Source organism: Novosphingobium sp. (assembly GCF_020852455.1).
Classification (GTDB): domain Bacteria; phylum Pseudomonadota; class Alphaproteobacteria; order Sphingomonadales; family Sphingomonadaceae; genus Novosphingobium.
Genome location: NZ_JADZAT010000015.1, coordinates 48,407 through 74,813 on the forward strand (window position 1 = coordinate 48,407; position 26,407 = coordinate 74,813).

Below are 26,407 nucleotides of genomic sequence, written 5' to 3' on the forward strand. Positions count from 1 at the left end.
CCCGTGGGCGGGCCGCAATTTCTCATCCTCAATCAGAACAGCACCAACAGATCGCGCATCGGATCCCAGAAGCCGATATCGAGCGGCTTCTGGCCCCGGCGCGGCTGCATCGGCAGCCCGGCCTGGAACTGCAAACGCTCGCCCAGGCTGACCGGCTGCACGCCGGGCATGATAAACTGGGTGGGATCGGGTAGGGCTACACTAACGGTCCAGACAAATCGCTTGTTAATCTTACTCGTTGCGTCCCACTTCGCCATATCAGCAAAGGCGTTTTGTGGCGCCACGAGGCCACGCTCAACGCACTGCCTTATGGCCCCACTTCCCCCGTTATAAAAAATAAGCATTCCTGTTAATATCGCGCTGAGGGCGATTAAAATAAGTAATCTCGAAACGACTGACGAAGGCAATGCAATGGCCGGGCCAAAAAAGTGTAGAATTGCCATTGAAAGGCAAAACATTACAAGAAAAGCTTCAATAATTCGTATTCTAAATAAGCGATCCTTAAGCTTTTTGAGCATAATTTCTGGGATTTCTCCGCTGGCACTCTCAAATTCGTTTAGCTCTATGCCATCTTTAATTGCGCTATAAGATCTAATAAAAACAACTGAGAAAATAAATAACGCAAATATCAGGTAGTCGAAGAATATCGGTATGCCAATATTTGATAAATAAAATTCAAAATGAATATTTGTAACATGACTATCAGGATGGGTGCTAGCCGCATCTTTCGCAAGGCAATTATATACTTGAGTGAGCAGAATTATGGGCCTACACGATTCGAGACAGGCCGACATTACGCTGAAGCCCGCACCGTCCGTGATAGACGCGGGTGTTGCGCTGTTCTCTGAATATGATTCAGAGTTCTACTCTGGCCCTTTGTCGTCGCCGCGCGAGTTTGTTGAAGCGATGTTTTCGATAATGGCTAGCGCCTCTTTGACCGAGGGGATGGATGCCACGGCGTCCGCGTGAAGATTGGCAACATATGCTGTGAGGGCCAGTAGGAAGCTGTCCCTCAGTTCTGCAAGCCTTGCGCCAAGTTGGTTTAAATCCTTGTCCCGCTGGATACGCTGGACGCGTCCACCTTTGCCTCTGTGCATTTCGATACCGGCTGCACCAGGCTCGTCGATTTGGAAGTGTATGCCATGCACAGCTTGGTTGCGGCGGTGTATTAGATCTTCATTTTGCAGGGCGGTCTGAAGCGCCTTGATCGCATTTTTGAAGGGGATCGGAGCATTCACGGTATGCGCCAAAGCGAAGGCCATGCCGACGCGTTGCTTAAGGTCGAGATTGGCGGTTAGTATCTTGCCAATTTCCTGATCTACCACCCCGGCAAGGTTCCAAATGGCAATGGCTGTGTGGTATTCTAGGGCGGACCATTGGACGCAGATGTTGCCTATCTGCGCGATGCGATTTGCATAGTGAGGATCATTCATGCCCAAGCCCTCTGAAGCTGAAACCTACACCGAAGCTGAAACCGAAGCCCGCCGCGAGGCGGCGCTCAAGGTGATGCTGGCGACCCCGCACAAGCCGCATAGAGGCGCGAACGACAAAAAGAAGGGGAAGGACTAGCCGCCTAGGAACGGCTCTCCTTTCCCGCTCACCATATTGAAGCCGGTAAGGAGCTCTCGGGTCCATGCGAGCAATTCCATTTCATTCTGCACATCCCCGTCCGTATTGTCCTTCAACTCGCGATAAGCGCGAGCAAGGCGTTCTAGGAACCGCTCTTGAAAGGATGGATCGGATTCATTCAGAGTTTGAACGACGCAAGCGGTTAAGATTGCCGTTGCCTTCTTTAGATGACCTAGATCGTCTGCTTTCATCGGAACCTCCTGTTTCGTGAGATACATAAGCGCACGACTCTAGCCGCGAGTCCACCGCTTGCGGCGTTCGCCGCGTTCAACGGGAGGCTTCCAAGTTTTAGGCTGCGAGAGCAGTCCGCCGATAGGTGAGGCGGCGACCAACGAAGCCCTTGACGATTAGGTCAGCGCGTTCGCCGTCATTCATCTCGCGGGTGTTGTAGCGCAGATCGAACTCGCGGCAGTAGCGACCAAGGTGGGCTTCGCTCAGGTGGTGATAGGTGCCGATCACGCCGCGCTTGAAAATGGAGAAGAAGTTTTCAGCGGTGTTTGAGTGCTTGAAGCCGCCAGTCGAAACGTATTCCTTGGCCGAGTGATTGACGACCGAGTGACCGTTAAACTCGCGGCCAACGCGGGTGTAAACAGGGGCTTCGTCGGTCATAAGGTGGGCGTTGCGGTCAACATTGGTAACGATCAGGCCGCGCAGATGCTTGGCGTTGACGTTGGCGACGTGGAACGAACGGGCTTTACCGTCGCGCTCCACAAGGGCGACAACGGCTTTCTTGGGCGCAGGCTTACGGGTGGCGCGGTTCTTGGCCTTGCCCCCTACGTAGGTTTCATCGGCCTCTACAACGGTTTCAGGACCGCCAAGGGGTCCATTACCATCGGCTTGGTCCATAGCCTCGCGGATACGGTGACAGAGGAACCAAGCGGTCTTGTAGGTAACGCCGATCATGCGCGACATTTGCAGGGCGCTCATACCCTTCTTTGACGCTGCCATGATGTGAGTTGCCAGCAGCCATTTGTGCAGAGGAACGTGCGAGCGCTCCATAACCGAGCCAGTGCGCACGGTGAACTTGTCGCGGCAGGCATTGCAAAGGAACATGCCAGCCTGAGTTTTGCCTTCCATGCGGTGGACACGATCCGAACCGCAATGGGGGCAGATCACACCATCGGCCCAACGCGAGGCTTCAAGGTGCGCAAGAGCCTTGGCTTCGTCGTGAAAGATGGGGTTGGTGATATTGATATTCATGGCTGCGTTCCTTGTGCAGCCTGTATGCCATCATCGGCCTGCTAAGTAAAGTATATAATTGCCTTTCGCAAACTTGAAAAATACACGTATGAATGAAGTAACGGCAAGCATATCTACAGCAACAAGGAGGGCCATTGCCATTTGAAATTTTCTGTAATTTGACGCTGCTCTATTTTTCCACCAATAATAAAACGCTCTTATGTCAAAACGCAGGCCGTTTAACACCTTCGGGTCAAGCTTTTCACTATGATCTTCTGAAATTTTTGCCGAATAGGTCGCCCAGACAAAGAGCACGATAACCACCGATGACAAAAGCCCCATAGTTGCAGAAAGAGCCTTGCCGTCAAACGGCAATTGCCAATTAATGTTTAGCCATGCCAAAGTTTGGCCAATCAAAGACGGAAAATCAATCAGTCCCGACAAAATTACCGAGTAAACAAAGAATGCGCCAGAATGGACAGAGGCATGCAGGAACGCCAATTTTCGTCGAGAATTATGGTAAGCCTCGATCTTGAATATTGCGCGCTGAGAGACGAGAAGTCCGTAGACGTCTAACGATACCAGCCACCCTACAAGTATGGCAGCGACAACCGAAATCCCCACTGCCATTTCTGTATCGTACATCTAGACCTTCCCCCTATGGTCGCCCGCAATAGCTTGCCTGCTCTGCGCTGAATTTGTCAATCATGGAACCTGCTAGCTCTATCAATGCCCGCGCCAATCACCTGTTGCTCCGAACTAACACCCGATCCAGCCTTGAAACGACGGTTCCTACGCCTTCGACTAGGACAGACCACTCAGCCCAAACCCGCACCTAGGCTCTTGCCAGCGGCGGGCGCTGCAATTGCCGCCTCGCTAACCGCGGTATGAGAAAGTCCCGCGCGCTCATTGATCGCAGACACCAGCTTTGCCCGGTCGTTGGTATAGATCGCCACTGACTCTCGTGCTCGCGAAACACTCACGTAAAACGACTTCTGATCGACCAGATTGGCTGCCTTGCTGTCGGCGTGGATGATGACGTGATCGGCGGTGCGGCCCTGGGCGGCGAAGGCGGTTTCGACGTAGGCGTGGCGGATGTGCTGGTCGCGGGTGTTGTCCAGATTGAGCGTCTGGGTCTGGCCGCGCGGCCCGCGAACGGTGGCAGTGCGCGACTGCTGGTCGATTGCGGTGATGGTTCCATGTCCGCCGTTGATGCGGTCAAGCTCGCGATCATTCCGAGTGAACTGGATGCGATCGCCCGCCATGATGGCGAGCGGCTGTGTGGTGAAGACCTCAGCTTTACTCGCGCCCCATTGGCGCAGCGTCGCTAAAACCGTCGTGGTCTTGGCGGTTCCCGCATAGCCCTGCAGGGCAGTCACGCGATTGGTGCTGGTGAGCAGCGCCCTAGCGGCTTCTCGCTGGCCGGAATTCCAGGGGTGGTCTGATTGGAGCGCGGTGCGCGCGACGGCTTTCGCCGCCTGAACTGGCGAAAGCATCGGTTTGACTGCGCCGCGTCCCTCAAGCTCGGCGCGTAACAGGCGGTGCTCGTTTGCAATGTTCGTCGCCGTCGTGAACCCCGCGAATTCCGCCCCGCGCTTATCGAGGAAGGTGCGCGGAACCAGTTCGCCTGCGCGATTGGACCGGTCGATGGCCGCGCCGATCTGCGCTGCACTGACTTTACCCAGCCCGAACCGCCCCGCTTCCTTCTCCAAATCAGCGTCGGAGAACACTGCCTGCCGCTCGCCGAGTTTCTCGGCGGCGAAGGCAACCGCGCGATGGGCTAGCAACTCACCCTGCGCTGAAATCAGCGCGGCGTGATCGGCCTGTGCGGCAGTGGTCTCGGCCTGGTTTACCAGTGCTTGCCGCCCTTCCTGATTGAAGCCTGCGGCATCGGCAGTCGCGCGCCAGTCCCGGACAAGTTCGCCCCGATCTACCTCCCGTTTGGCCTCGCGGGTCTCGAGGGTGGCGACCTGCTTTTCGTCCGGCGATGCTGTCGCGGTGGTCTGGCCGCGTTCGGCAAGGCGAGCCTCGATCTGGGCTGTGCGCTCACTGAACGCCCGGATGACATGGGGCGACACGCCTTTGATCTCGAACAGCGAGTCTTTGCCTGCTTCGATCTCATAGCCAAGCGCCCGCACGCCAACAGCCAGCTCTTGCCGGTAGACCGCGCCGATAGCCTTCTGAAGCTGATAGAGTGCGCGCGGCTCCAAGCTTCGCCAGTTGCCATCGGCGTCGCGCGTGGCATTCATGATCACATTATGGGTGTGGAGCTGGGGGTCCTGCGCCCGGCTGGTGTCGTGCCGAAAGCTGGCGACAACAAGATTGCCGGTTTGAATCCGCTCAACAATGCCGTCCTGCCTGATCCGGGTGGCGGCGGCATGGCGTTCGGCGAACGCCAGTGCAGATTTGACCGCGCGGTCACGGCTTGGGGCCGTTCCGCTTGTCTACTCCGGCGAAATATTCGCGGAAGGAAAGGCTCCTGGCGTCGCCCGGCTCGCGCCAGAGGAACTGCAGGAGGTTCGATGCCTTGGCGAGCATGAACAGCACCGAGCCGGTGGCGCGGTCGGCATCATCCTCGAAGGTGCGGGCCGACGATGTTCCCGCGAGCCATACCTTCATTTCTTCCTTGGTCTTGGCCTGCAAAGCGTTGAGCAGGTCGGGCAGGGTGGTGCGGCCTTCGGCGCTCAGCACGCGCAGGACATTGGCGACAAGGATGCGACTGGTTTCCAGCCAGACATCGTCATCGCGCTCGCCCGTTTCGGAAACGAGCTGGCGGGCGATGCGATCGGCATCAGCGGGGTGGGCAATTTCCAGGAATGGCGACCAATAGACAGAGCGGCTGTCGAACGGGTTGAGGATGATGTCGCCGCGTTCGGGCCGGTAATAGTGCGCCACGAACTCGCCGCTGGTGTCATAGACCAAGGCAGGTTCGCCGCGCGCTTCAACTGTATCGAGCATCTGCCGCAGCACCGTCGTCTTGCCCGCGCCGGTTGTGCCGAGGATCGCAAAGTGGCGGCATTCTAGCCAGGCCGGAATGCCGACCGTGCCGATGTGGAGCGAGCGTTTGTCCGTGGCCTTCTTTGTAAGGCTGCGCAGTTCGCGTTCGCTGACGATCCGGGTACCTGCGACTACACGATCCTGCGCCGCCTTGCGGCCCCAATCGCGCATCCACACAGCTAGGCCAAAGCACAAGCCAAGGCCGCACAGACCACCGAGCAAGCCACCCAGTATCATCCGCGTTTCGATGTCGTCCCAGCAGCGCTGCCAGACCGGATCATTGGCCAGAATGCTTGCAGGCAGGTGCCCCGATCTTCCACCGACATTGACGGTGATTTCGGGGTCGGTCCTGCCTCCGGCAAAGACCGTGACGAGGCTGCCCTGGCCGTGCTGGTAAGCGCAGATATATTGCCAAGGCTCCACGCTTTGCAGGTTCCACCACATGCCCAACGCGGCGGTCCCGGCGGTGGTCCAGGCGTAAGCCTTCCACCGCGCCATGAAACCCGAAATGGCCTGCCGAAACAGGCCCTGTCCCCGCAGCAGATTGTCGTGATCGCGGCTCATGACAGCGCCTCCGCTGCAAGGGCACGCTGGCGTCGATAGGCGGCCTGAGCTGCATCACTGGTAGCCGCGTCAACCCGGTCGGCATCGCTGTCATTGCGCAGCGCCGCCCGGCGCGAATAGGCGTAGGCCGCGCTGGCCGTGAACAGGCTGCGGTCGGTGAGGGATTCGATTGAAGCGAGGCGGGATTCGATCCCGGCAAGGGCCTCATCGCTCGCCAGTTGCGAGCGCACTTGCGCACCTCCCGTGATCGACGAAAGGCCGGTTTCGATTACCCGTAGCAAAGCCTGGTAGCGGGTCATCCCGCGCGTCTTGGCGATGTGCCGGATCAGGGTTTCCTGTTCGGCAGGGATGCGAATAGAGAGCTTGATGCGATTCATGGCAGCACCTCCCGCAGCGCGCCATGCGCGCGCTGCAAACTTGGCTGAATTGCTGGGATTGCCCGGGGATGCTTGGCTAGGCGCGCGCATGGCCTCCCAGGAACTTGGCGGAAATCCGGCACGGACGGTGCGTAGGGTCTGTGGCTAAAATCCTTCTGCGATGCGTAGCATCGCAGCCCTGCAACATCGGCTTTTGGGGGCGTTGGATCAGTCACGGCCTGGTCCTTTCCGGCAAGCGCTGCAGGGCGCGTCCGCGTGTTCACCAGAACAGCATTTGTCGGCATTGTCGGGGTCGAAAGGCAGGGCAGCAGCAACGTTTTCAGACGCCCAGGCTGCGATCATCGCCTTGGCTTTGCGGTCGGCTCTGCGCCTGTCGAAATGTTCCGGGACGGATGGTCCCGCCGCCAAATCATGGTCCCGGACCCAGGTGCGAATGACGGCTTCAATCGCCTGCTGCATCTTCTCGTGCAGCGCCCGAGCCTCGAACGGATCGAGATGTGCGGTCACACCGGGGGAGAGAATGAGTCCGCCAAGCGGAAGCCAATGCGTGCCAGCTTCCTGCAACGGCCCGTCGATCCGACACCGGGACGTGTCGCCTTCATAGGTCGCATGCGGCGGTCTTTCCGCCTCGTGCCAGGGAATGAGTGCGACGCGGTAGGCGTCGCCGTCCGCGCCCTCGGCAAGCAGCTTCTTGATGATCGGCACCGCGTAACAGGCGGTGCGGTATTCGGCAGTGAAGCGCAGATCGACCTTGCGGCCAGTCCAGATGAAATCAGCGAGCCGATCCAAGGCGCGATGGAAAATAGACATGGGGCATCCTTTCGCGAAATCGCGATTGCTGGGGTTCATGGAGGTGAGGGGAGGTGCGCGTCGCCGAGCAATCAAGCGCGGCTGCTGCGCCTTTTGGTCAGGTCAATAGCGACGGGGCTGTAGGTTGCTCAGCCAGTCTTCGATGTCGCCCGAGCGCCACCGGATTTTGCCCGCGCCGATATGGCAGGGGCATGGGAATGCCCCGCTGCGCGCACGGCGATACAATGTGGTGCGTGACTTGAAGCCAGTGACGTTGAGCACGTCGGATACGGTCAGAAGTTGGTCTCGGTTCGGAGGCATTGCATGGTCCTTTCATTCGCTGGAATGCAGGACGTGGCAAATCGGGGCGTCAGAGTGAATTCAGTTCCACATTCACGGAAATTCATGCATCGGCAGCGAGCGCAGAAAATTGTTGAACGCCGGATAGATGCCCGCATGGAGCTTCTCCATCCTGCTGTTGCTCAACCCTTCAGCCGCCAGCCTTTCCTTTTTGTCTTCGAAAGTTAAGCCTACGAGATCGGGACGCCGCAGTGCCACGATGATCTGAACGGCGGCTCGGAACGAATTGGCTTTTGAACCCGCCTTGTCGGCTTGCGAGAGGAACCACTCGACCCGCCGACTGAACAACTCGCGATCCGCCGTATCCAGCAACGTGCGCGAAGTTACGAAGACTGGAGCAACGCGCCCCCCAAGCCTGACCCACAAGGCGCTCATCGGAATTGGCCGATGCGGATTGCACTGCCATAGCGACTGATCGCGGCTGACGACGAGGAGCGAGCCGTGATCGGCCAAGAAGGCCGCTCGCGCCTTCGGCGACAGGGGTTTGACCGTGCCGTCGGGTAAGCGTTCCTCGCAGATTATGTCCCCGTTCGCGATCAGGCCCTTGAAGTCTTCAAGCGCACGCAGGTTGCGTTGAAGCGTCTCATTCGGTTCAGCAATCAGCTCGTCGATCTCGGGCTCGCTTCGGACCTTGCTCCGATTGTGCGCCCAGACGAATGCCCCGCCACCAGCCAACAGCATCGCGACGCCAATGATGCTGGGGTTCATGACCGCGCCAAGAACTGCGCCCGTCGATGCAACCAGGAACGAGATGCTGCGCAGGAAATCGAGTTTACGCTGGCGCGTGCGTCCAAGTCGCGCCGCCGAAGCCATCGCGCCGAGAACCTCTTGCGGAATGATCAGCTCTATGGGCGTCCCAGCCGGTTGCTTGAGAAACGCAATGAAGCCGTCCCGGATTTTGACGAACTCGGCGGGGCTGAGGGGCAACTGCTCCTGCATCCGTCCCCTCGGATTAGGGGGAATCAGTCCGTCGTTCAATTCGGAAAAAGGGGGGCGTGGTGTCCATATTCGATGCTCTGCGATGCATCGCGATGAGAACATCGTGGCACTATCTGCACCACCAGCGCACCACCAGAGCGATTTTGGGGTGATGCGGTTTCGAGAAATTCGATCTAAGTGCTTGAAATATTGGTCGGGACGAGAGGATTCGAACCTCCGACCCCCACACCCCCAGTGTGATGCGCTACCAGGCTGCGCTACGTCCCGACCGTTTCGGCCCGGCGCGCGGCCGGGCAGGGAGTGGCGCCTATAGGCAGCTGTGCAGGCTCTGGCAAGCGTGACTTGGCAATTTGCATGCGGCCTCTTGAAGGCTGTGGAACAAGCGCCATCTGGAGGGAGCGCTGCGGGGGGCGGCGCGTTGCACCTGCGGCGCTTAGCTGCTAGGCGCGCGCAATTCGCCTGCCCTTTGCAGGTGCGTGTCGCAATCAGGTGCCGAAAGCCGATCCATGACCACTTCGCTTATTCCGCTTCTTTCGTCTGCCGCCGCTTCCGCCGAAGCTCCGCCGGCCTGGGTCCAGTTCATGCCGTTGATCCTGATGGTGGCGGTGTTCTGGTTCCTGATCATCCGTCCGCAGATGCGCCGGCAAAAGGAATTGCAGGCCAAGATCGGCGGAATCAAGAAGGGCGATCAGGTACTGACAGGCGGTGGGTTCCTGGCCAAGGTGGTCAAGGTTGACGAACACTATGCCGAGCTTGAGCTGGCCCCCAATGTGAAGGTCAAGGCGCTCAAGTCGACCATTGCCGATGTTGTCCCGCCGGGCGGCACGACCCCCGCGAACGATTGATTATCAGCGCTGCGGCGCTCCCAGCGAAAGCTCCAAGATGCTCGATTTCCCCCCCTGGCGGCAGGCCTTTCTTTGGCTGATCACGCTTGCCTGCGCGGCTATGGCCCTGCCATCGATCGCATCGGTAGCCGGCCTATCGTGGCCCGCGGCGTTGCCCGATCCCAAGGTCAATCTGGGCCTGGACTTGGCCGGTGGCAGCCACATTCTGCTTGAGGCGGACCAGAACCAGGTGCGTCAGCTGCGGCTTGAGCAGATGGAGGAGAACGTCCGCTCGCGCCTGGCCAAGGCCGAACCGCGCATTGAAGTGGGTGAGGTTTCGACCAAGGATGGCAAGGTATCGGTCCTCCTGGCCGATCCCGGCCGCAGCGACGCCGCGCGTGAAGCGCTGCAGACGCTGACCTATGGGGCCGGGGTTACCGGCCAGCGTGACTGGGACCTTCAGGTCAACCAGGGGCAGGTGGTGCTGACCCCGACCCAGGCCGGGATCAATCAGGCGATTGATCAGGCGATGGGCGGCGCAGTGGAAAAGGTCCGCACCCGGATCGACAAGATGGGCACGCGCGAGCCGACCATCATCCGCCAGGGCGGCAACCGCATCGTGGTGCAGGTGCCGGGGCTTACCGATCCCAAGAAGCTGAAGGACCAGCTGGGGCAGACTGCCAAGCTTGAATTCAAGCTGGTTGATGTCAACGCCACGCAGGCCGATCGCGCTCAGGGCATCGCCCAGCCGGGGACCCAACTGGTTCCGTTCGCGAACCCGACCAAGGACGGCATCGTGCCGCTGGCGGTGTTCCGGCTGGGCGGCATTGTGGGTGACCAGCTGACCGACGCCAAGGCCAGCAACGATCCCAAGACCAACGAACCGATCGTCGAAATCGCTTTCAATCAGCAGGGCGGCGCCAAGTTCGCGAAGCTGACCAGCGAAAATGTCGGCAAGCCCTTTGCGATCATCCTCGATGGCAAGGTGATCTCGGCCCCCAATATCAATGAACCGATCCTGGGCGGCCAGGCGCGCATTTCCGGCAGCTTTACGGCCGAAACCGCGCAGCAACTGGCCATCAACCTGGCCACCGGCGCGCTGCCGGTTGACTTGAAGGTGGTCGAGGAGCGCTCGGTCGGGCCGGATCTGGGCGCGGATTCGATCAAGTCGGGCATGATCGCGATGGGCGTCGGCACCTTGGCGCTGATGCTGTTCATGCTGCTGACCTATGGCCGGTTCGGGGTCTACACCTGCCTGGCGCTGATCATCAACACGCTGCTGATCCTGGGGATCATGGCCGGGATCAACGCCACGCTGACGCTGCCCGGGATCGCCGGGTTCGTGCTGACGATCGGTGCTGCGGTTGACGCCAACGTGCTGATCAACGAACGTATTCGCGAAGAACGGGCGCGGGGCCGCAAGGTCGTCCAGGCGGTCGAGATGGGCTACAAGGAAGCCAGCCGCGCGATCTTTGACGCCAACATCACCAACGTGATTGCGGCCGTGCTGATGTTCTTCTTCGGCTCGGGACCGGTCAAGGGCTTCGCCGTGGTGCTGGCGATCGGTATCGCTACCTCGGTCTTCACCGCTGTTACGCTGACCCGGATGTGGGTCGCCAACTGGCTGCGCAAGGCGCGGCCCAACGATCTTGTGCTGTAAGGGGCCTGTCCGATGAAACTGCTCAAGCTGGTTCCCGACAACACCAACATCGGCTTTCTGCGCTGGCGCGTGCCGTTCTATGTGATTTCAATCCTGCTGATGGCCGCATCCCTGGGCCTGGTCTTCACCAAGGGACTCAATCTGGGGGTCGATTTCATCGGCGGCCAGATGATCCGCGTGACCTTTGTTCAAAGCAAGGATGCCCCGGTCGGGGAACTGCGCGAAAGCGTGGCCAAGCTGGGCTATGGCGAGCCGACCATCCAGCAGTTTGGCAAGCCCAACGAGGTCTCGATCCGGATGAAGCTGCCCGAAGGGGCTGACCAGAACACCGGGCTGGCCAATGAAATGGCCAACAAGATCACCACTGCGGTCAAGGCCGCGCATCCCGATGCGCGGATCGACGGTGTGGATTCGGTTTCGGGCAAGGTTTCAGGCGAACTGTTTCGCACCGGGATGATTGCGCTTGGCCTGGCGATGGTGGCGATCTCGATCTACATCTGGATCCGGTTTGAATGGCAGTTCGGGGTCGGCGCGCTGTTCGCGCTGGTCCACGACGTGACCCTGACCCTGGGCCTGTTTGCGCTGACCCAGATGGAGTTTGACCTCAACATCGTTGCCGCGATCCTGACCCTGATCGGCTATTCGCTCAACGATACGATCGTGGTCTATGACCGGATCCGCGAAAACCTGAAGAAGTACCGCCGCATGCCGATGCCAGAGCTGCTTGACCTGTCGGTCAATGAAACGCTCAGCCGGACGATCGTCACCTCGCTTTCGGTGCTGATCACGCTGGCGTCGCTGCTGCTGCTGGGGCCGAACGTGATCTTCGGGTTCACCGCGGCAATCACGCTGGGGATCTTCGTGGGGACCTACAGCTCGATCTACATGGCGGCGCCGATCCTGATCTGGCTCAAGGTCACTGCGGCCAGCTTCGTTCCGGTCGAAACCGAGCTGGATCGGCAGGAAAAGCTCGCGCGCGGTCAGGCCTGATCAACGGAACTTGATTACCTGGCGGCCAGCCGCCTCCAGTATTCGACGAGCGCTGCCGCGTTGGCTTGCCAGCTGAACCCGGCGGTCGCTGCCTGCACGACCTCGCGGCTGGGCGGATCGGCCAGGATCTGGCTGACCTCGATCGCGATCGCCAGCTTGTCGCGCGCGGCGAAGGCACCCCAGGCCGGGTCAGTCAGCAATTCGACTGCGCCGGGGATTGGGGTAGTGACCACCGGAGTCCCGCAGGCCAGCGCCTCAACCCAGGCATTGGCCAGGCCCTCGCTGGCGGTTGGCAACACGAAAACATCGGCAGCGTTGAGCACGATCGGCAGGCGATCATGCGGCACCGCGCCCAGGAAGCGCACGCGATCTTCTACGCCCAGCGATTTGGCCAGCGCCTTGAGCATGGCCTCATCCTCGCCCTTGCCCGCGAGTACCAGCGTCGCTTCGGGCAGCAAGGGCATTGCCTCGATGGCATAGCGCTGGCCCTTGCGGGGAATCAGTGCGCCGACGCAGGCCAGCACCTTGGCCTGACGCGGCAGACCCAGTTCATCGCGGCAGAGCTTCTGGTCGAGCGGACGGAACAGATCGGCGTTGAGCCCGGTGCGGTGGATCGTGATCTTTGCCGGATCGATCCCCAACGCGGTCATATCGTCTGCCAGACCCTGGGCAACCGCGAGCAGGCCGCTGGCCTGTTGCCCCGCTGCGAGCACCTGCCCGGCAACGCCGGGTGCCGAACCCCAGTGATGAATATCGGCCCCGCGCGCCTTGATCGAGCTGGGCAGTCCCAGCTTTCTGGCGATCCGCACCGCAGCCGGCCCATCGGGGTAGAAAAATTGCGCGTCGACCAGGTCGATCGGCAGTTCCGCATGCAGGCGGCGGGCGAGCGGCAGCACCGCACGTGCCACGGCGCGCGCATTGAACCGACCACCGATGCCCGGCAGCAGGCGGAACCGGGGGCGCAGCACAGTCACCCCGCCGCGCTCCTCACGCTCAGGCAAATTCGCCACCGCGCGATAACGCGGGTGGAGCGAAAGCGGGAAGGGCGGCAGGCCGACCGGGTTTACCATCACCAGATCGACATCACCGCGCTTGGCCACCGCTTGCATCTGGCGCTCGACAAAGACCCCGAAATTGGGGTTAGCCGGATTGGGATAGAGCGTCGAAATCGACAGGACGCGCAATCGGCTCACAGTTTGCGCACCAGCATTTCGGCCACCGCGATCCAGGCCGGATGTTCGACCACAACCTGCCGTGTGCCCGCGCCCGGAGCCAGGATCGCCACGCGGCTATCGTCACGGTCGATCATCCGGCCGAAGGCAAAACGCCCGCCGGGGCGCGGCACCAGGACATCGCGGTTGAGCAGGCGGGGATAGTCGTCCGGACCATGCTGGCGCAGCCACAACTGGTCGCCGGCGCGATATTCGCCGGCGCCGTGTTCGATATCGAGCGCGACCAGCCCGGTCTCTCCGCCCAGCACCGACGGCAGAATGGCATCGCGCGGTGCGGGCAGGGCCTCGGCCCCATCGGCGGTCAGGCGCGCGACATATTTCGGCGCATCGCTTTCTTCACCGCGCACCAGCAGCTCGGCCTCAACCTCCAGCGCTGCGGCGATCTTGTTCATCCAGGTCAGCGAAAGCTGGCGCATCCCGGTTTCCAGCCGTCCGATCGTCTGGGCCGTGGTCGGCGGGCTACAACGCTCAGCCACGTCGGCCAGGGTCAGACCCTTCTGGCGGCGGATATCGCGAATGCGGTTGATCATGCTGAGACTTCCGGTAACCAAATTGGTTTTATCGCTTTCCTACAATATCGCTGATTTGGCAAGCCTGTGGCGACTCGAACCGCCAAGGGGAAATGCCATGAAACAACAACTCGTCGAGCGCGAACTTACCAGTGAAGGCCCCTCGCGCCGCACCCCGGGCAAGGGCAAGCGCAGCGTTACGGTCAACCTTGCGGAAAGCGTGCTGGGCTGGCTTTATGCGCGCGGTCACCTCAGCGACGCGCAGTTTGCCGCTGGAGAATGCCTGCGCCGCGATTTCGAACGGGCGCAACTGGCAGCGGGGGTCACCATGCGCTGGGATCCGGTACGGGTGAAAGGCGGCGGACCGGATCATTCGCTCAACCCCAGTGAGCGTCAGATCGCCGCGCGCGAGCGGTTCAGCGGGGCGATTGCTTTGGCCGGACCCGGGCTGTCGGACATTCTCTGGCGGGTGGTCTGCGCGGGGGAGGGGTTGCCCAGTGCCGAGCGCGCGCTGGCCTGGCCGGCCCGCAGCGGCAAGCTGGTGCTGGGTATCGCGCTCGATCGGGTCGCAGGGTACTACCGGATCGGCCGATAGTCCTTCATCGGCGTGCGGCAGTCCTTCGTCGATTGGTGTGACGATCGATGACAAACCCGTCCAGACTGGCACAAAGCCCAATGGACTGGGGAGCAAACCATGGATCGTCGTCAATTCCTTGCCTCGACCGGTGCTGCCGCGCTGACCCTTGCCGCCGAACCCGGCTTTGCCAAAGGTAAGGGTGCCGGCGGGGACAAGCAGTTGCACGGCCTGCTGGATGCGATCTTCAACGATGGCATTGCCCGTTCGCCCGAATTCGCCACCGCGCTGGGGCTCGACAAGGGCAAGCTCGCGCACCTGCGTAGCGAGCTTTCGCCGGCCACCGCAGCAGAGCGGCGCAGCGACCTGGCGCGCAACCAGCGATGGTTGGGCAAGGTCAGGGCAGTGCCGGAGGTCGGCCTCAGCGAGGCCGGCAAGCGTCATCGCGCGCTGGCGATCTTCCAGTTGCAGCAACGCAGCATCGCCGCGCAGAAGTTCGATATCGGTTCGGTCCAGCGGCCCTATCCGATCTTCCAGCAGGGCGGGTCCTACTTCGAAGTGCCCGATTTCCTTACCTCCACCCACCCGGTCGGTGATGCTGCGGATGCCGAGGCCTATCTTGCGCGGCTCAGCGCCTTTGCCCGCCAGCTCGATGAAGACAGCGCCGAACAGCGGGCCCAGGCCGCGCGCGGCTTTGTTGCCCCAGGCTGGTCACTCAACCTGACGCTGGGCCAGATCGCCAAGTTGCGCTCGCCCGCCGCTGCTGAAACCACGATGGCGCAGTACCTGGGTGACAAGACCAAGGCCAAGGGGATCGCGGGCGACTGGCAGGGCCGCGCGGCAAAGATCATCGAAGGTGCGGTCTATCCCGCACTCGATCGCCAGATCGCCTTGATGACCGAACTGCGCGGCAAAACCCGCGCCGGGGACGGCGCCTGGCGGCTGACCCGCGGTGATGAAATCTATGCCGCCGCACTGGCCCAGGCGACCACCACCAGCATGACGCCCGAGCAGGTCCACAGTGCCGGGCTGGCCCAGGTCGCCGAGATCAGCGGCCAGCTTGATGCGATCCTCAAGCAGGCCGGGTTGACCCAAGGCAGCGTCGCCGAACGTCTGACCGAACTCAACAAACGGCCCGAGCAGCTCTATCCCAACACTGACGAGGGTCGAAAGGCGCTGATCGACAGCCTCAATGCCGGGGTGGCGGACATGTGGCAGCGCCTGCCCAGGGCCTTCGCCGATATCCCTCGCCAGCCGCTCGAGATCAGGCGCGTGCCGGTCGAGATCCAGGATGGGGCCTCGAACGGGTACTACAACCGTGCCTCGCTCGATGGATCGCGGCCGGCGATCTACTGGATCAACCTCAAGGATACAGGCGACTGGCCGAAATACTCACTGCCCGCGCTGACCTATCATGAAGGGACGCCGGGCCATCACTTGCAAGGTTCCTATGCCCAGCTTTCGGGCGATCTGCCGATGCTGCTGCGGAACATGTTCCTGTCAGCCTATGGTGAGGGCTGGGCGCTCTATGCCGAACAGCTGGCGGACGAGCTGGGGGCATTTTCAGGGATCGAGCGCGCCGGCTATCTGCAAAGCTTCCTGTTCCGTGCCGCGCGGCTGGTGGTTGATACCGGGATCCATGCCAAGCGCTGGAGCCGCGAGCAGGCGACCGACTACATGGTCCACACCACCGGCTTTGCCCGCCCGCGCTGCCAGCGTGAAGTCGAACGCTATTGCACCCAGATCGGCCAGGCCTGTTCGTACAAGATCGGCCACATGGCCTGGTTGAAACAACGTCAGAAGGCCGAAGCAGCGCTGGGCACGAAGTTCTCGCTGCACTGGTTCCACGAAGTGTTGAAGGAGGGCGTGATGCCGCTTTCGATGCTCGATATGCGGATCGATCAACGGATCAAGGAGCGGCTGGCGAAGGGGTAGTTATCCCTCTACCTGCTCCGCCAGTTCCAGCCAGCGTTCCTCGGCAGCGTCCTTTTCGGCGCGGGCCGCTTCGATCGCCTTGGTCAGCGCAGCAAACTTCGCCGGATCGCGGGTGTAGAGCGCCGGATCGGCCAGTGCCGCTTCGTCGCGCGCGATTGCGGCCAGCAATTCTTCGATCCGGGTCGGGAGCAGCTCGTAGTCGCGCTGGTCCTTGTAGGACAGCTTGGCCTTTTTCGGCGGCGGAGGAGGGGAAGGTGGGGCAGGCTCGGCGGAACGGCTGACCTTGCCGGGGGTATTCCGCTTCTGCCGCTGCTTCTCCCAGTCGGCATAGCCACCGGCAACCACATTGACCTTGCCCGAACCGTCCAGCCCCAGCGTGACGGTTACCGTGCGGTCGAGGAAGTCGCGGTCGTGGCTGACGATCAGCACGGTTCCGTCATAATCTGCGATGACTTCCTGCAGCAGGTCGAGCGTTTCGAGATCGAGATCGTTGGTCGGCTCGTCGAGCACCAGGAGGTTCGATTTGCGGGCGAATTCCCGGGCCAGCAGCAAGCGCGAACGCTCGCCACCAGAAAGGGTGCCGACCCTGGCATCAACCAGCGAGGGATCGAACAGAAAGTCCTTGAGATAGCCCTGGATGTGCTTGCGAGTGCCCCGGACGTCGATCCAGTCACCGCCTTCGGCCAGCACATCGCGCACCCGCTTTTCGGGCTGCATCAGGCTGCGCTGCTGGTCAATCAGCACGCCCTGCAGCGTCTTGGCGAGGGTGACCGTCCCAGAATCCGGCTCGATTTCGCCCGTCAGCAGTTTCAGCAGCGTGGTTTTGCCCGCACCGTTGGAGCCGACGATCCCGATCCGGTCGCCGCGGGTGATCCGCAAGGTGAAGTCCTTGATGATCGGGCGATCGCCGAACTTCTTGAACACCCGGTCGGCCACGATCACGGCCTTGGACTTGGCATCGTCCACCGCCAGACCCAGCTTGGCGGTGCCCTGGGGGCTGAGCATGGCTGCGCGCTGGGCACGCATTTCCCACAGCTTCTCCAGCCGCCCCTGATTGCGCTTGCGCCGCGCGGTGACCCCGCGTTCCAGCCAGTGCGCCTCGATCTTCAGCTTGGCATCGAGCTTGTCGGCGGCCCGCGCCTCTTCCGCATAGATCTGCTCCATCCAGGCCTCATAGCCGCCAAAGCCGATTTCCTTGCGGCGCAGTGATCCGCGATCGAGCCACAGGGTGGCCTTGGTCAGCCGCTCCAGGAAAGTACGGTCGTGGCTGATCACCACGAAGGCGCCCTTGTAGCGGCTCAGCCAGTCTTCCAGCCAGTCGATCGCAGCCAGATCAAGGTGGTTGGTCGGCTCGTCAAGCAGCAGCAGGTCGGGCTCGCTGGCGAGCGCGCGGGCCAGCGCGGCGCGGCGTCGTTCGCCGCCGCTGGCGCTGTCCGCCGGGCGGCTCAGATCGATGCCCAGCTGGCCGGCAATCGCCTCTACCTCGTGCCGGGGCGGGGCATCCTTTCCGGACAGGGCAAAATCCATCAGCGTATCAAAGCCGGTGAAGAACGGATCCTGTTCCAGCATCACGATCCTGGTGCCCGGCTGGATAGAGCGGCGGCCCTTGTCGGCCTCGATCTCGCCCGAAATGAGCCGCAGCAGCGTGGTCTTGCCAGCGCCATTGCGGCCGATCAGCGCCAGCCGATCGCGCGGGGCGATGAACAGGTCGAGATCACGGAACAGCCAGCCCGACCCCTGGATCAGGCTCAATTCTTCCCAGGCAAGGATTGGTGCGGCCGCCATGATCGCGGCGCCCTAGGCCGGGTGCGGTGCAATGACAAGCGGGCCGAACCTGACGCGGCGTCTTTCCTACCCCGCGTCCATCTGCCAATGTCGCCGCCGCGACCGGGATTCGGCCGGTTTTTGTTTTCCTGAACCCTGTGAGGTTTGTGAACTTCCAATGCGCACCGTCTGGCTAAATGGTGAGTTCCTTCCCGAAGACGAGGCGAGAGTGCCGATCTTCGATCGTGCGTTGCTGTTCGGGCAGGGGGTCTATGAAGTGACCCCGGTGATCGATGGCCGATCGTGCAACTGGCCGCACCACGCGGCGCGGCTGGCGCGCTCGATGGCCACGGCACGGATTGCTGATCAGACCGATTGGCCCACGGTGATTGCCGAACTGATTGCGCGCAATTCGCTCAGCGAAGGGCGTGTTTACCTGCAGGTGACTGGCGGCGCACCGGCCGATCGTGATTTCCTCTCCCCGCACGAGCCAGTCCCGGCCACTCGGTTCGCCTTTACCCAGGTTGCAGCGCTGATCGACAACCCCGCTGCGCACAAGGGACTGCGGGTGATTCTGCATCCCGACGGGCGCTGGGCCTTGCGTTCGGCCAAGACCACGCAGCTGCTTTATGCCGTGCTGGCCAAGGAAGCCGCGCGCGACGCCGGCTATGACGATGCCTGGTTGGTCGAGAACGGGGTGATCACCGAAGCGACCAGCGCCAATGCCCATATCATCAATGCCCGCGGCGTGCTGGTTTCGCATCCGGTCGATCATGGTGTGTTGCCAGGCGTGACCAGGATCAACGTCGTTGCAATCGCGCGTGCGATGGGGCTGGAGGTCGAAGAGCGGCCGTTCACGCCGGATGAGCTCTTTGCTGCGCGCGAAGCCTTCATTTCCTCAGCCGGCGCGCTGGTCACCCCCGTGGTCGAGGTTGACGGCAAACCGATCGGCAATGGCGGCCCCGGCACCCGGACCGCCGAATTGCGCCAACGCTACATTGCCTTGCTCAAGGCCGGCTAAACCATTCACGGGCCGTTCAAACCTGTTCCGATAGATCGCCAGTCACCATGAACCGACTTCTCCTTCCCCTGATCGCCTTGCTGGCCGCATCGCCTCTGCCGCTTCAGGCCGATCCGGGTGGCAATGCCCAGCAGCAGGCCCGTAAGGAACTGCGTGCCGGCACCATTCGTCCGCCGCGCGAGATCGAAGGCCGGGTGATCCCGACCATGCCGGGCGCGCAGTACCTGGGCTTTGAATACGATCCGGCGGCGCTGGCCTACCGGCTCAAGTTCATTCGCGACGGGCACGTGATCTTCGTAGATGTCGATGCCCGCACCGGTGAAACGATCCGCCGTTCGCGCTGACCCCCGGCTTGACGCTCGCGGGCTTTCGGCCCATTTGAAAATCCGGACTTTTGGGGAACTTTACGCATGCGCATCCTGATCGTTGAGGATGAACCGACCCTCGGCAAGCAATTGAAGAACACGCTTGAGGCCAATGGCTATGCGGTCGACCTGTCGGTTGATGGCGAGGATGGGCACTTCATGGGCTCGACCGAAGACTATGACGCGGTCATTCTCGATCTGGGCCTGCCCGAAATTGACGGGCTGACCGTGCTGGGCATGTGGCGCAAGGAAGGCCGCAAGTTCCCGGTGCTGGTGTTGACCGCACGCGATAGCTGGTCCGACAAGGTTGCCGGGCTTGATGCCGGGGCTGATGACTACCTGGCCAAGCCGTTCCAGACCGAAGAACTGATCGCCCGGCTGCGTGCGCTGATCCGCCGTGCCTCGGGCAACACCAGCAGCGAATTGATCGCCGGCGATGTGCGGCTTGATACGCGTTCGGGCCGGGTCACGCTCAATGGCGAACCGGTCAAGCTGACCGCGCAGGAATACAAGCTGCTGTCCTACCTGTTGCACCACAAAGGCAAAGTGGTCAGCCGCACCGAACTGATCGAGCACATCTATGACCAGGACTTCGATCGGGATTCGAACACGATCGAAGTGTTCGTGACCCGCATCCGCAAGAAGCTGGGCGCCGACGTGATCACCACGATCCGCGGGCTTGGATACAGCCTTGATGACCCTGCGACGGGCAGCCGCGGATAAGGTCAACCGATGAGCGAGGCGTTGTCAGCCACGCCCGCGAAAGGCGCCCCGCTGCATACCGGCTCGCTCTCGCGCCGGATGATGCTGATCGCAGCCGGCTGGATCAGCGTGCTGCTGCTGGGCGGCGGGATCGCGCTTGATCAGACGCTGACCGGGCTGGTGACGCGCAATTTCGATGCCCAGCTCAGCTACATGCTCAACGGCATGATCGCCTCGGCTGAAGTCGGGCTGGATGGTGAGGTGTTCCTCAATCGTCCGCTGGGCGACCAGCGCCTGCTTGAACCCAACAGCGGCCTTTACTGGCAAATCCGCGGCGAGGGGCATGAGGATTTTCCGTCACGCTCGCTGTGGGACCGTTCGCTCAACGTCCAGACCGGGCACTTTGACAAGGAGGTCCACACCTACGACAGCCGTCAGTTCCCCGCCGAAACCCTGCGGGTGATGGAACGCTCGGTCACCCTGCCGGGCAGCGATACCGTCTGGTGGTTCTCGGTCGCCGAGCGGCGCGGCAACCTTGACGAGCAGATCGAGCGGGTCCGGCGGATCCTGTTCCGCAGCTTTGCCGTGCTGGGACTTGGCTTGCTGGTGATGGCGGCGCTGCAGACCTGGTACGGGCTGGGGCCTTTGCGCGGCGTGCAGCGGGCGATCCAGAAGATGCGCGGGGTTGGCAGCAACCGGGTGACCGAGCCGCTGCCACTGGAAGTTCAGCCGCTGGTGCAGGAACTCAATGCGCTGTTGGCCCACACCGAAAAGCAGGCGGAAGAGGCGCGGACCCATGCCGGCAATCTGGCCCATGCACTCAAGACCCCGCTGACGGTGGTGATGAACGCCGCCACCGCCCATGCGCCTGACCTCGCCGATACGGTGATCCGCGAGGCAGCAGTGATGCGCCGCCAGGTCGATCACCACCTGGCCCGTGCCCGCGCCGTGGGCCGCCGCGCTGTCGGGCAGGCCCGCGCCACCCTGGGTGAAAGCGTCGAGGCGGTGCTGCGCGCGGTGACCGTGCTTTACGACAGGACCCGGTTCGACCTGGATGGCAACCGCGAGGCCCAGGTGGCGATCGAGCGGCAGGACCTTGACGAGATCCTGGGCAACCTGATCGAGAATGCAGCCAAATATGGCGGCGGCTCGGTCTTTGTCACGCTCGATCCGACCGGCGAGCCCGGCTGGTGCGAGATCTGGGTCGAGGATGACGGCATGGGCATCCCCGAGGAAGAACGCACCCGCATCTTCGATCGCGGCGCCCGGCTCGATACCGGCAAGCCCGGCACCGGCCTCGGGCTGGCGATTGTCCGCGATGTCGCCGAAATCTATGGCGGCGGCGTGACGCTAGATGAAAGCGAAGACCTTGGCGGCCTGCTGGTCAAGCTTCGGCTACCGAGGGCTGGCTGACCCGCTACTTCCCCTCCGCCGCCTGTTCGTGGTGGCGGATCACCTCCTGGATGATGAAGCGCAGGAACTTTTCCGAGAATTCGGGATCAAGCTGGGCTTCTTCGGCCAGCTTGCGCAGCCGGGCAATCTGGCGCTCCTCGCGCCCCGGATCGCTGGCGGGCAAGGCGTTTTCTGCCTTGTAGGCGCCAACCGCCTTGGTGATCCGGAATCGTTCGGCCAGGATATGGATCAGTGCGGCGTCGATGTTGTCGATCGAGGCGCGGTAGCCGGCGAGGACGGGGTCGGGTTGGGTCTCGGACATGAATCGGTCGCTAGCATGCAAAATGGCGATTGCATATTATGTAGGGGCCATTGCCCGCTTTGCACTTGCGCTTGATCGCAAAGGTGAGCAAGGCGGCGTCAAGATGAGCGCCGACGTGATCCCCCTGAAGCCGCGCGCCAGCGAGCCTTCGCTGGCCCCGATCATGGCGCTGACTGCCAGCGGCATGAATGCGGTCAACCAGGTGATCCTGGAACGCATGCAGAGCGAGATCCCGCTGATCCCGGCGCTGGCCGGCCACCTGATCGCGGGCGGGGGCAAGCGGATGCGGCCGATGCTGACGCTGGCCGGGGCGGCGCTGGTCGATTACCAGGGCACCCGTCACCACAAGCTGGCCGCTGCGGTCGAATTCATCCACACCGCCACACTGCTGCACGATGACGTGGTCGATGGCAGCGAACTGCGCCGGGGCAAGGCCGCCGCCAACCTGATCTTCGGCAATCCGGCGACCGTGCTGGTCGGCGATTTCCTGTTCACCCGCAGCTTCGAACTGATGGTCGAGGACGGCTCGTTGAAGGTCCTCAAGATCCTCTCCAACGCCAGCTCGGTGATCAGCGAGGGCGAGGTCGATCAGCTGACTGCCGCTCGCCAGATCGAAACCAGCGAGGAACGCTATCTCGGCATCATCGGTGCCAAGACCGCCGCGCTGTTCGCCGCCGCTACCCGGATCGCCGCGGTGGTTGCCGAAAAGAGCGAGGCGGAAGAACGCGCGCTCGAAGACTATGGCCGCAACCTGGGCATCGCCTTCCAGCTGGTTGACGATGCGATGGATTACGATTCCGACAGCGGCGAGATGGGCAAGGGCAAGGGCGACGATTTCCGCGAGGGCAAGATGACCCTGCCGGTGATCCTGGCCTATGCCAGGGGTTCCGATGAGGAACGCCGCTTCTGGCAGGACGCGATCCTGGGTCACCGCAGCTCGGACGAGGACCTGGCGCATGCGGTGCGGCTGATCCGGCGCCACGATGCCGTCAGCGCCACCCGCGACCGCGCCCGCCACTTTGCCCAGCGCGCGATCGACGCGATCGCCGGCTTCCCCGCCAACGAAGCCCGCGCCGCCATGGCCGAAGCGGCCGAATTCGCGGTCACCCGCCGGGCCTGAGCGGCATTTCCGACGCTTTTTGAACGCCAGTTCGAACCGGTTTGTTCAATACCATTTGATCGAACTTTTCACTGCCTTGCCGGGCAAGGCGTGTTTTCATTCGTTATTTCAACACATTAACTCAATCGCACCTGACTTGCGCAAAACGCAAGTTGAGGAAACACATCCCCGGCGCACCTGATGAATTTCCCAAAGCGATGCCCCGGATGCACCAAAGCCGCGCTGGGGGCGCGGCTTGGTGATGGGATCGGTCGGTGATCTGCACGATGTCAAAGAACGGGCTGCAGAATGACAGGCCGGGGCCGTGTAGGAAAGGTTCGATCCATCCCGTCCGGGCCTGAGCAGCATCCTCTGGGTGGTCTGCTGCCGCTTATCTCCAACCAGCCACAACCCACCGTCACCCGCCCTTCCGGCGCGGTGAGCTGCGGCTGGAATTTACCCCGATTTAACCACGCCGGGCTGACTGTGTTCTGGCTTTGGGGGCCACTCGTTTGGAGACGAAACGAAGGGCCGTAACATGATCGAATACACCAATTCCCGCCCCCTGCGGATTATCGGGCCGGACCGCGAAGTGCTGACGCGCGACAACCTGCCGCCGGCCAATACCACCCGCTGGGTGGCCAGCCGCAAGGCACAGGTGGTGGCTGCCGTGCAAAGCGGTCTGATGAGCCTTGACGAAGTGATGCACCGCTACAGCCTCAGCCTTGAGGAGTTCTATTCGTGGCAACACGCGATGGACCGCGCCGGGGTACGCGGGCTGCGCGTCGCCTGGTCACAGCAGGACCGCAGCACCCGCCGCCGCGCCCAGCGCCGCGCGCACGAGCTGGTCGCAGCCTGAGCGATCGGGCAGCTCTGGACGGGCTTTCCCGCAAGGGGAGGGAAAGCCCGTCTGCGGCACCATGTACGCCTAGCCAACTCCGCCTTGACCAGCGCCACGCAACCCGGCACGTTCGGTTTCAAGTCGAAACCAGAATCTCCGGGAGAATTGCCGCATGGACCGTCGCCGTTTGGGCAAGAGCGCGATTGTCGTATCCGACATCTGCATGGGCACGATGACCTTTGGCAGCCAGACCGACGAGGCCACGTCGCTGCGGATCCTCGACAAGTGCTTTGATGAAGGGATCGATTTCTACGACACCGCCGAAGGCTATCCGGTGCCGCCCGATCCCAAATGGGTCGGCCGGACCGAGGAGATTGTCGGCAAATGGCTCAAGACCAAGCCGCGCGATGCAATCGTGCTGGCCACCAAGGTTTCCGGCCCCAGCCACGTCTGGTTCCGCAGCCCCAAGCGCGAAGGGATGACCGCGCTCGACCGGCGCAACATCATGGTCGCGGTCGAGGACAGCCTGCAGAAGCTGGGCACCGACTATATCGACCTTTACCAGACCCACTGGCCCGATCACGAACTGCCCTATGACGAGACGATGGAAGTGCTCGATGAACTGGTGCGGGCCGGCAAGGTGCGGGTGCTGGGCTGCTCGAACGAGACCAGCTGGGGGCTGATGAAGTCGATCCAGGTGGCCGAACGGCTGGGCACCGCGCGCTATCACACGATCCAGAACAATTTCAGCCTCAACAACCGCCGCTTCGAAGATGAACTGGCGCAGGTCTGCCGAATGGAAGGGGTCAGCCTGATCCCCTATTCGCCGATCGCCGGCGGGGTGCTGTCGGGCAAGTACCAGGATGGTGCCCGGCCCGATGGCGCGCGTTTCAGCCGCTATCTGGCGATGGAGGGGCGCCAGGCCGAAATGGGCAAGCGCTTCGTCAACGAACGCTCGCTCGCCTCGACCGCACGGTTCCACGAAATCGCCCGCGAGGCCGGGATCGATCCGGTCGCCATGGCGGTGGCCTGGTCCAAGCAGCACGATTTTGTGGCCTCCACGATCGTCGGCGTGTCGAACGAAGAGCAACTTGGCGCGATCTTCGCGGCCAAGGATCTGGTACTGCCTGATGAAGTGATGCGGGCGATTAACCGGGTGTCGAAGGAGATCCGTTACCCGATGGGGTGACTTTGGCCGCAACGCAGCTTCGACTGGCCGCATGGCGCTATGCGGCAAGTGGTTAGATTGCCAGCGTTTTGGTGCCAGGACTGACTGGCTTGGGTCGCGCGGAGGGTATTCTTGGGCGCTGTATTGCATGCGGTTGCGCTGGTCTGGGCGAGCGGCCAGCCGATCGACATTCCTGTGGCTCCGCCCGAGCCTGCGCCGCTCGCCGTCCCGGCGGCAGAGGCGGCTGCGGGAACGCCGGTTCCGGTGCCGGTTGCGGCCCCGGCTCCTACCCAGCCGGTCGATGGTCAGGCGATCACCGTTACCGCCCGGCCCAAAAGCGATCCGGCTCAGGCGGTCAACCAGGCCAGCTTCGAACTGGTCCAGCAGGTTGACAACAAGCTGGTTGGCCCGGCAGCCGAAACTTACAAGAAACTGGTGCCCAAGCCTGCGCGCGCCGGCTTGCACAATTTCATCCGCAACATTGGCGAACCGGTGGTGGCGCTCAATTTTCTGCTGCAGCTCAAACCGGGCAAGGCGGGCGAGACGCTGGGGCGCTTTGCAATCAATTCCACCCTGGGGCTGGGCGGGCTGATCGATGTGGCCAAGGGCAAGCCGTTCAACCTGCCGCACCGGCACAATGGCTTTGCCAACACCCTGGGCTTCTATGGCGTAGGGCCGGGGCCGTACCTCTATCTGCCGGGCATCGGATCGACTTCGCTGCGCGATGTGGTGGGCGGGGCGGTCGATGGCTTGGTCCTGCCGATGGGCATCGGCGCGCCGTTCAACAAACCCTATTACACGATCCCCAACGGCACGATCCGCTCGCTTGACCGCCGCGTGGAGTTCGATTGCCAGATCAAGGCGCTGCAGGCGGCTGACGATCCCTATGCGGCGACGCGGGCCTATTACCTGAAAAAGCGCCAGGCCGAAATTGACGCGCTGCATGGGCGCGGACCAGGGCCGCAGCTGCTGGAACAGTGCCGCAACCAGCTGTCGGGGGATACCAAGGCAGAACCGGTTGCGGCTCCGGCTCCGGCATCGGCGCCGGCAGCGTCTCCCGATCCAGCGCCTGCGGCTCCGCTTCCAGTTGAGCCTGTGCAGGCCAACCCTTCGGCCGCACCCACGCCGCCGTCACCCTGAACTTGTTTCAGGGCCCATTGTGCCCCAAGGACAAG

At 62.2% G+C, this 26,407-nt stretch carries 29 protein-coding genes, 1 tRNA gene and 1 pseudogene; 14 read left to right on the forward strand and 17 right to left on the reverse strand.

Annotated elements, in window-relative coordinates:
• Positions 1–32 precede the first annotated feature (32 nt).
• Together IT549_RS07810 and IT549_RS07815 are read right to left on the reverse strand one after the other, a co-directional pair.
• Positions 33–794: a hypothetical protein gene (locus IT549_RS07810; RefSeq protein ID WP_292971695.1), complete on the reverse strand. Its 762-nt coding sequence runs from the start codon at positions 792–794 to the stop codon at positions 33–35.
• Positions 795–863: 69 nt separating this feature from the next.
• The gene (locus tag IT549_RS07815) at positions 864–1,433 is read right to left on the reverse strand and encodes a hypothetical protein (RefSeq protein WP_292971698.1); all 570 of its coding nucleotides are present in this window, start codon (positions 1,431–1,433) and stop codon (positions 864–866) included.
• Here IT549_RS07815 and IT549_RS07820 point away from each other — a divergent pair.
• Positions 1,432–1,569: a hypothetical protein gene (locus IT549_RS07820; RefSeq protein ID WP_292971700.1), complete on the forward strand. Its 138-nt coding sequence runs from the start codon at positions 1,432–1,434 to the stop codon at positions 1,567–1,569. The genes IT549_RS07815 and IT549_RS07820 overlap by 2 nt on opposite strands.
• On the opposite strand, the gene IT549_RS07825 is transcribed toward IT549_RS07820, so the two are convergent.
• From IT549_RS07825 to IT549_RS07870, 11 genes and pseudogenes are all read right to left on the reverse strand, one after another.
• Positions 1,566–1,820 (reverse strand): hypothetical protein, encoded by a 255-nt coding sequence (locus IT549_RS07825; RefSeq protein ID WP_292971702.1) that lies wholly within the window; start codon positions 1,818–1,820, stop codon positions 1,566–1,568. The two genes, IT549_RS07820 and IT549_RS07825, sit on opposite strands and share 4 nt — an antisense overlap.
• Before the next feature lie 97 nt (positions 1,821–1,917).
• Positions 1,918–2,829 (reverse strand): IS1595 family transposase, encoded by a 912-nt coding sequence (locus IT549_RS07830; RefSeq protein WP_292971704.1) that lies wholly within the window; start codon positions 2,827–2,829, stop codon positions 1,918–1,920.
• Between the two features lie 30 nt (positions 2,830–2,859).
• Positions 2,860–3,453, reverse strand: coding sequence for a hypothetical protein (locus IT549_RS07835; RefSeq protein ID WP_292971705.1), 594 nt, complete (start codon positions 3,451–3,453; stop codon positions 2,860–2,862).
• 173 nt (positions 3,454–3,626) lie between these two features.
• Positions 3,627–4,304 (reverse strand): AAA family ATPase, encoded by a 678-nt coding sequence (locus IT549_RS07840; protein WP_292972099.1) that lies wholly within the window; start codon positions 4,302–4,304, stop codon positions 3,627–3,629.
• 390 nt (positions 4,305–4,694) lie between these two features.
• Positions 4,695–5,216: pseudogene (gene mobF / locus IT549_RS07845) on the reverse strand (MobF family relaxase); the annotation flags it as partial.
• 10 nt (positions 5,217–5,226) lie between these two features.
• The gene (locus IT549_RS07850; RefSeq protein WP_292971708.1) at positions 5,227–6,249 is read right to left on the reverse strand and encodes a type IV secretion system DNA-binding domain-containing protein; all 1,023 of its coding nucleotides are present in this window, start codon (positions 6,247–6,249) and stop codon (positions 5,227–5,229) included.
• A gap of 116 nt (positions 6,250–6,365) precedes the next feature.
• A complete protein-coding gene (locus IT549_RS07855) occupies positions 6,366–6,746 on the reverse strand; it encodes a hypothetical protein (protein ID WP_292971711.1) in 381 nt (126 codons plus the stop codon).
• 207 nt (positions 6,747–6,953) lie between these two features.
• Positions 6,954–7,595 carry a hypothetical protein gene (locus IT549_RS07860; RefSeq protein ID WP_292971714.1) on the reverse strand — a complete coding sequence of 214 codons (642 nt, stop codon included), beginning with the start codon at positions 7,593–7,595 and terminating at the stop codon, positions 6,954–6,956.
• Between the two features lie 63 nt (positions 7,596–7,658).
• Complete coding sequence (locus IT549_RS16185) at positions 7,659–7,856, reverse strand: AlpA family phage regulatory protein (protein WP_365776480.1); 198 nt, start codon at positions 7,854–7,856, stop codon at positions 7,659–7,661.
• Positions 7,857–7,928: 72 nt separating this feature from the next.
• Positions 7,929–8,834: a hypothetical protein gene (locus IT549_RS07865; RefSeq protein WP_292971716.1), complete on the reverse strand. Its 906-nt coding sequence runs from the start codon at positions 8,832–8,834 to the stop codon at positions 7,929–7,931.
• A gap of 190 nt (positions 8,835–9,024) precedes the next feature.
• Positions 9,025–9,101 (reverse strand) — tRNA-Pro (locus IT549_RS07870).
• Between the two features lie 239 nt (positions 9,102–9,340).
• On the opposite strand from IT549_RS07870, the gene yajC reads away from it, so the two are divergent.
• Genes yajC through secF form a run of 3 tightly spaced genes read left to right on the forward strand, consistent with a single transcriptional unit; the run spans position 9,341 to position 12,308 of the window.
• A complete protein-coding gene (gene yajC / locus IT549_RS07875) occupies positions 9,341–9,679 on the forward strand; it encodes a preprotein translocase subunit YajC (protein ID WP_292971718.1) in 339 nt (112 codons plus the stop codon).
• Positions 9,680–9,716: 37 nt separating this feature from the next.
• Positions 9,717–11,318 carry a protein translocase subunit SecD gene (secD, locus tag IT549_RS07880; RefSeq protein WP_292971720.1) on the forward strand — a complete coding sequence of 534 codons (1,602 nt, stop codon included), beginning with the start codon at positions 9,717–9,719 and terminating at the stop codon, positions 11,316–11,318.
• 12 nt (positions 11,319–11,330) lie between these two features.
• On the forward strand, positions 11,331–12,308 hold the full coding sequence (gene secF / locus IT549_RS07885) for a protein translocase subunit SecF (protein ID WP_292971722.1): 978 nt from the start codon (positions 11,331–11,333) through the stop codon (positions 12,306–12,308).
• A gap of 14 nt (positions 12,309–12,322) precedes the next feature.
• Here secF and IT549_RS07890 read toward each other — a convergent pair whose 3' ends face one another.
• Together IT549_RS07890 and IT549_RS07895 are read right to left on the reverse strand one after the other, a co-directional pair.
• Complete coding sequence (locus tag IT549_RS07890; RefSeq protein WP_365776485.1) at positions 12,323–13,501, reverse strand: glycosyltransferase; 1,179 nt, start codon at positions 13,499–13,501, stop codon at positions 12,323–12,325.
• Positions 13,498–14,070, reverse strand: coding sequence for a helix-turn-helix transcriptional regulator (locus IT549_RS07895; RefSeq protein ID WP_292971724.1), 573 nt, complete (start codon positions 14,068–14,070; stop codon positions 13,498–13,500). The genes IT549_RS07890 and IT549_RS07895 overlap by 4 nt, the downstream gene beginning before the upstream one ends.
• Before the next feature lie 97 nt (positions 14,071–14,167).
• Between IT549_RS07895 and IT549_RS07900 the strand changes: the two genes are divergently transcribed.
• Complete coding sequence (locus tag IT549_RS07900; protein WP_292971726.1) at positions 14,168–14,644, forward strand: DUF6456 domain-containing protein; 477 nt, start codon at positions 14,168–14,170, stop codon at positions 14,642–14,644.
• Positions 14,645–14,743: 99 nt separating this feature from the next.
• Positions 14,744–16,558: a DUF885 family protein gene (locus IT549_RS07905; RefSeq protein WP_292971728.1), complete on the forward strand. Its 1,815-nt coding sequence runs from the start codon at positions 14,744–14,746 to the stop codon at positions 16,556–16,558.
• Here the strand turns inward: IT549_RS07905 and IT549_RS07910 are convergent, their stop codons facing one another.
• Entirely contained in the window at positions 16,559–18,343 is a 1,785-nt protein-coding gene (locus IT549_RS07910) for an ABC-F family ATP-binding cassette domain-containing protein (protein WP_292971730.1), read from the reverse strand.
• Between the two features lie 157 nt (positions 18,344–18,500).
• Between IT549_RS07910 and IT549_RS07915 the strand changes: the two genes are divergently transcribed.
• From IT549_RS07915 to IT549_RS07930, 4 genes are all read left to right on the forward strand, one after another.
• The gene (locus IT549_RS07915; protein WP_292971732.1) at positions 18,501–19,343 is read left to right on the forward strand and encodes an aminotransferase class IV; all 843 of its coding nucleotides are present in this window, start codon (positions 18,501–18,503) and stop codon (positions 19,341–19,343) included.
• A gap of 47 nt (positions 19,344–19,390) precedes the next feature.
• Positions 19,391–19,687: a hypothetical protein gene (locus IT549_RS07920; RefSeq protein WP_292971734.1), complete on the forward strand. Its 297-nt coding sequence runs from the start codon at positions 19,391–19,393 to the stop codon at positions 19,685–19,687.
• A gap of 66 nt (positions 19,688–19,753) precedes the next feature.
• Positions 19,754–20,431, forward strand: a complete 678-nt coding sequence (locus IT549_RS07925) for a response regulator transcription factor (protein WP_292971736.1) — start codon at positions 19,754–19,756, stop codon at positions 20,429–20,431.
• 9 nt (positions 20,432–20,440) lie between these two features.
• A complete protein-coding gene (locus tag IT549_RS07930; RefSeq protein WP_292971738.1) occupies positions 20,441–21,823 on the forward strand; it encodes a HAMP domain-containing sensor histidine kinase in 1,383 nt (460 codons plus the stop codon).
• Between the two features lie 4 nt (positions 21,824–21,827).
• Here IT549_RS07930 and IT549_RS07935 read toward each other — a convergent pair whose 3' ends face one another.
• The gene (locus IT549_RS07935; RefSeq protein WP_292971740.1) at positions 21,828–22,124 is read right to left on the reverse strand and encodes a chorismate mutase; all 297 of its coding nucleotides are present in this window, start codon (positions 22,122–22,124) and stop codon (positions 21,828–21,830) included.
• A 103-nt stretch (positions 22,125–22,227) separates the two neighbouring features.
• Between IT549_RS07935 and IT549_RS07940 the strand changes: the two genes are divergently transcribed.
• The 4 genes from IT549_RS07940 to IT549_RS07955 all read left to right on the forward strand — a co-directional run bounded on the left by IT549_RS07940 (position 22,228) and on the right by IT549_RS07955 (position 26,372).
• Positions 22,228–23,244 carry a polyprenyl synthetase family protein gene (locus IT549_RS07940; RefSeq protein WP_292972105.1) on the forward strand — a complete coding sequence of 339 codons (1,017 nt, stop codon included), beginning with the start codon at positions 22,228–22,230 and terminating at the stop codon, positions 23,242–23,244.
• Between the two features lie 517 nt (positions 23,245–23,761).
• Complete coding sequence (locus IT549_RS07945; RefSeq protein WP_292971742.1) at positions 23,762–24,082, forward strand: DUF1153 domain-containing protein; 321 nt, start codon at positions 23,762–23,764, stop codon at positions 24,080–24,082.
• Between the two features lie 154 nt (positions 24,083–24,236).
• Positions 24,237–25,253 carry an aldo/keto reductase gene (locus tag IT549_RS07950; protein ID WP_292971744.1) on the forward strand — a complete coding sequence of 339 codons (1,017 nt, stop codon included), beginning with the start codon at positions 24,237–24,239 and terminating at the stop codon, positions 25,251–25,253.
• 111 nt (positions 25,254–25,364) lie between these two features.
• Positions 25,365–26,372, forward strand: coding sequence for a VacJ family lipoprotein (locus IT549_RS07955; protein ID WP_292971746.1), 1,008 nt, complete (start codon positions 25,365–25,367; stop codon positions 26,370–26,372).
• Positions 26,373–26,407: the final 35 nt, after the last annotated feature.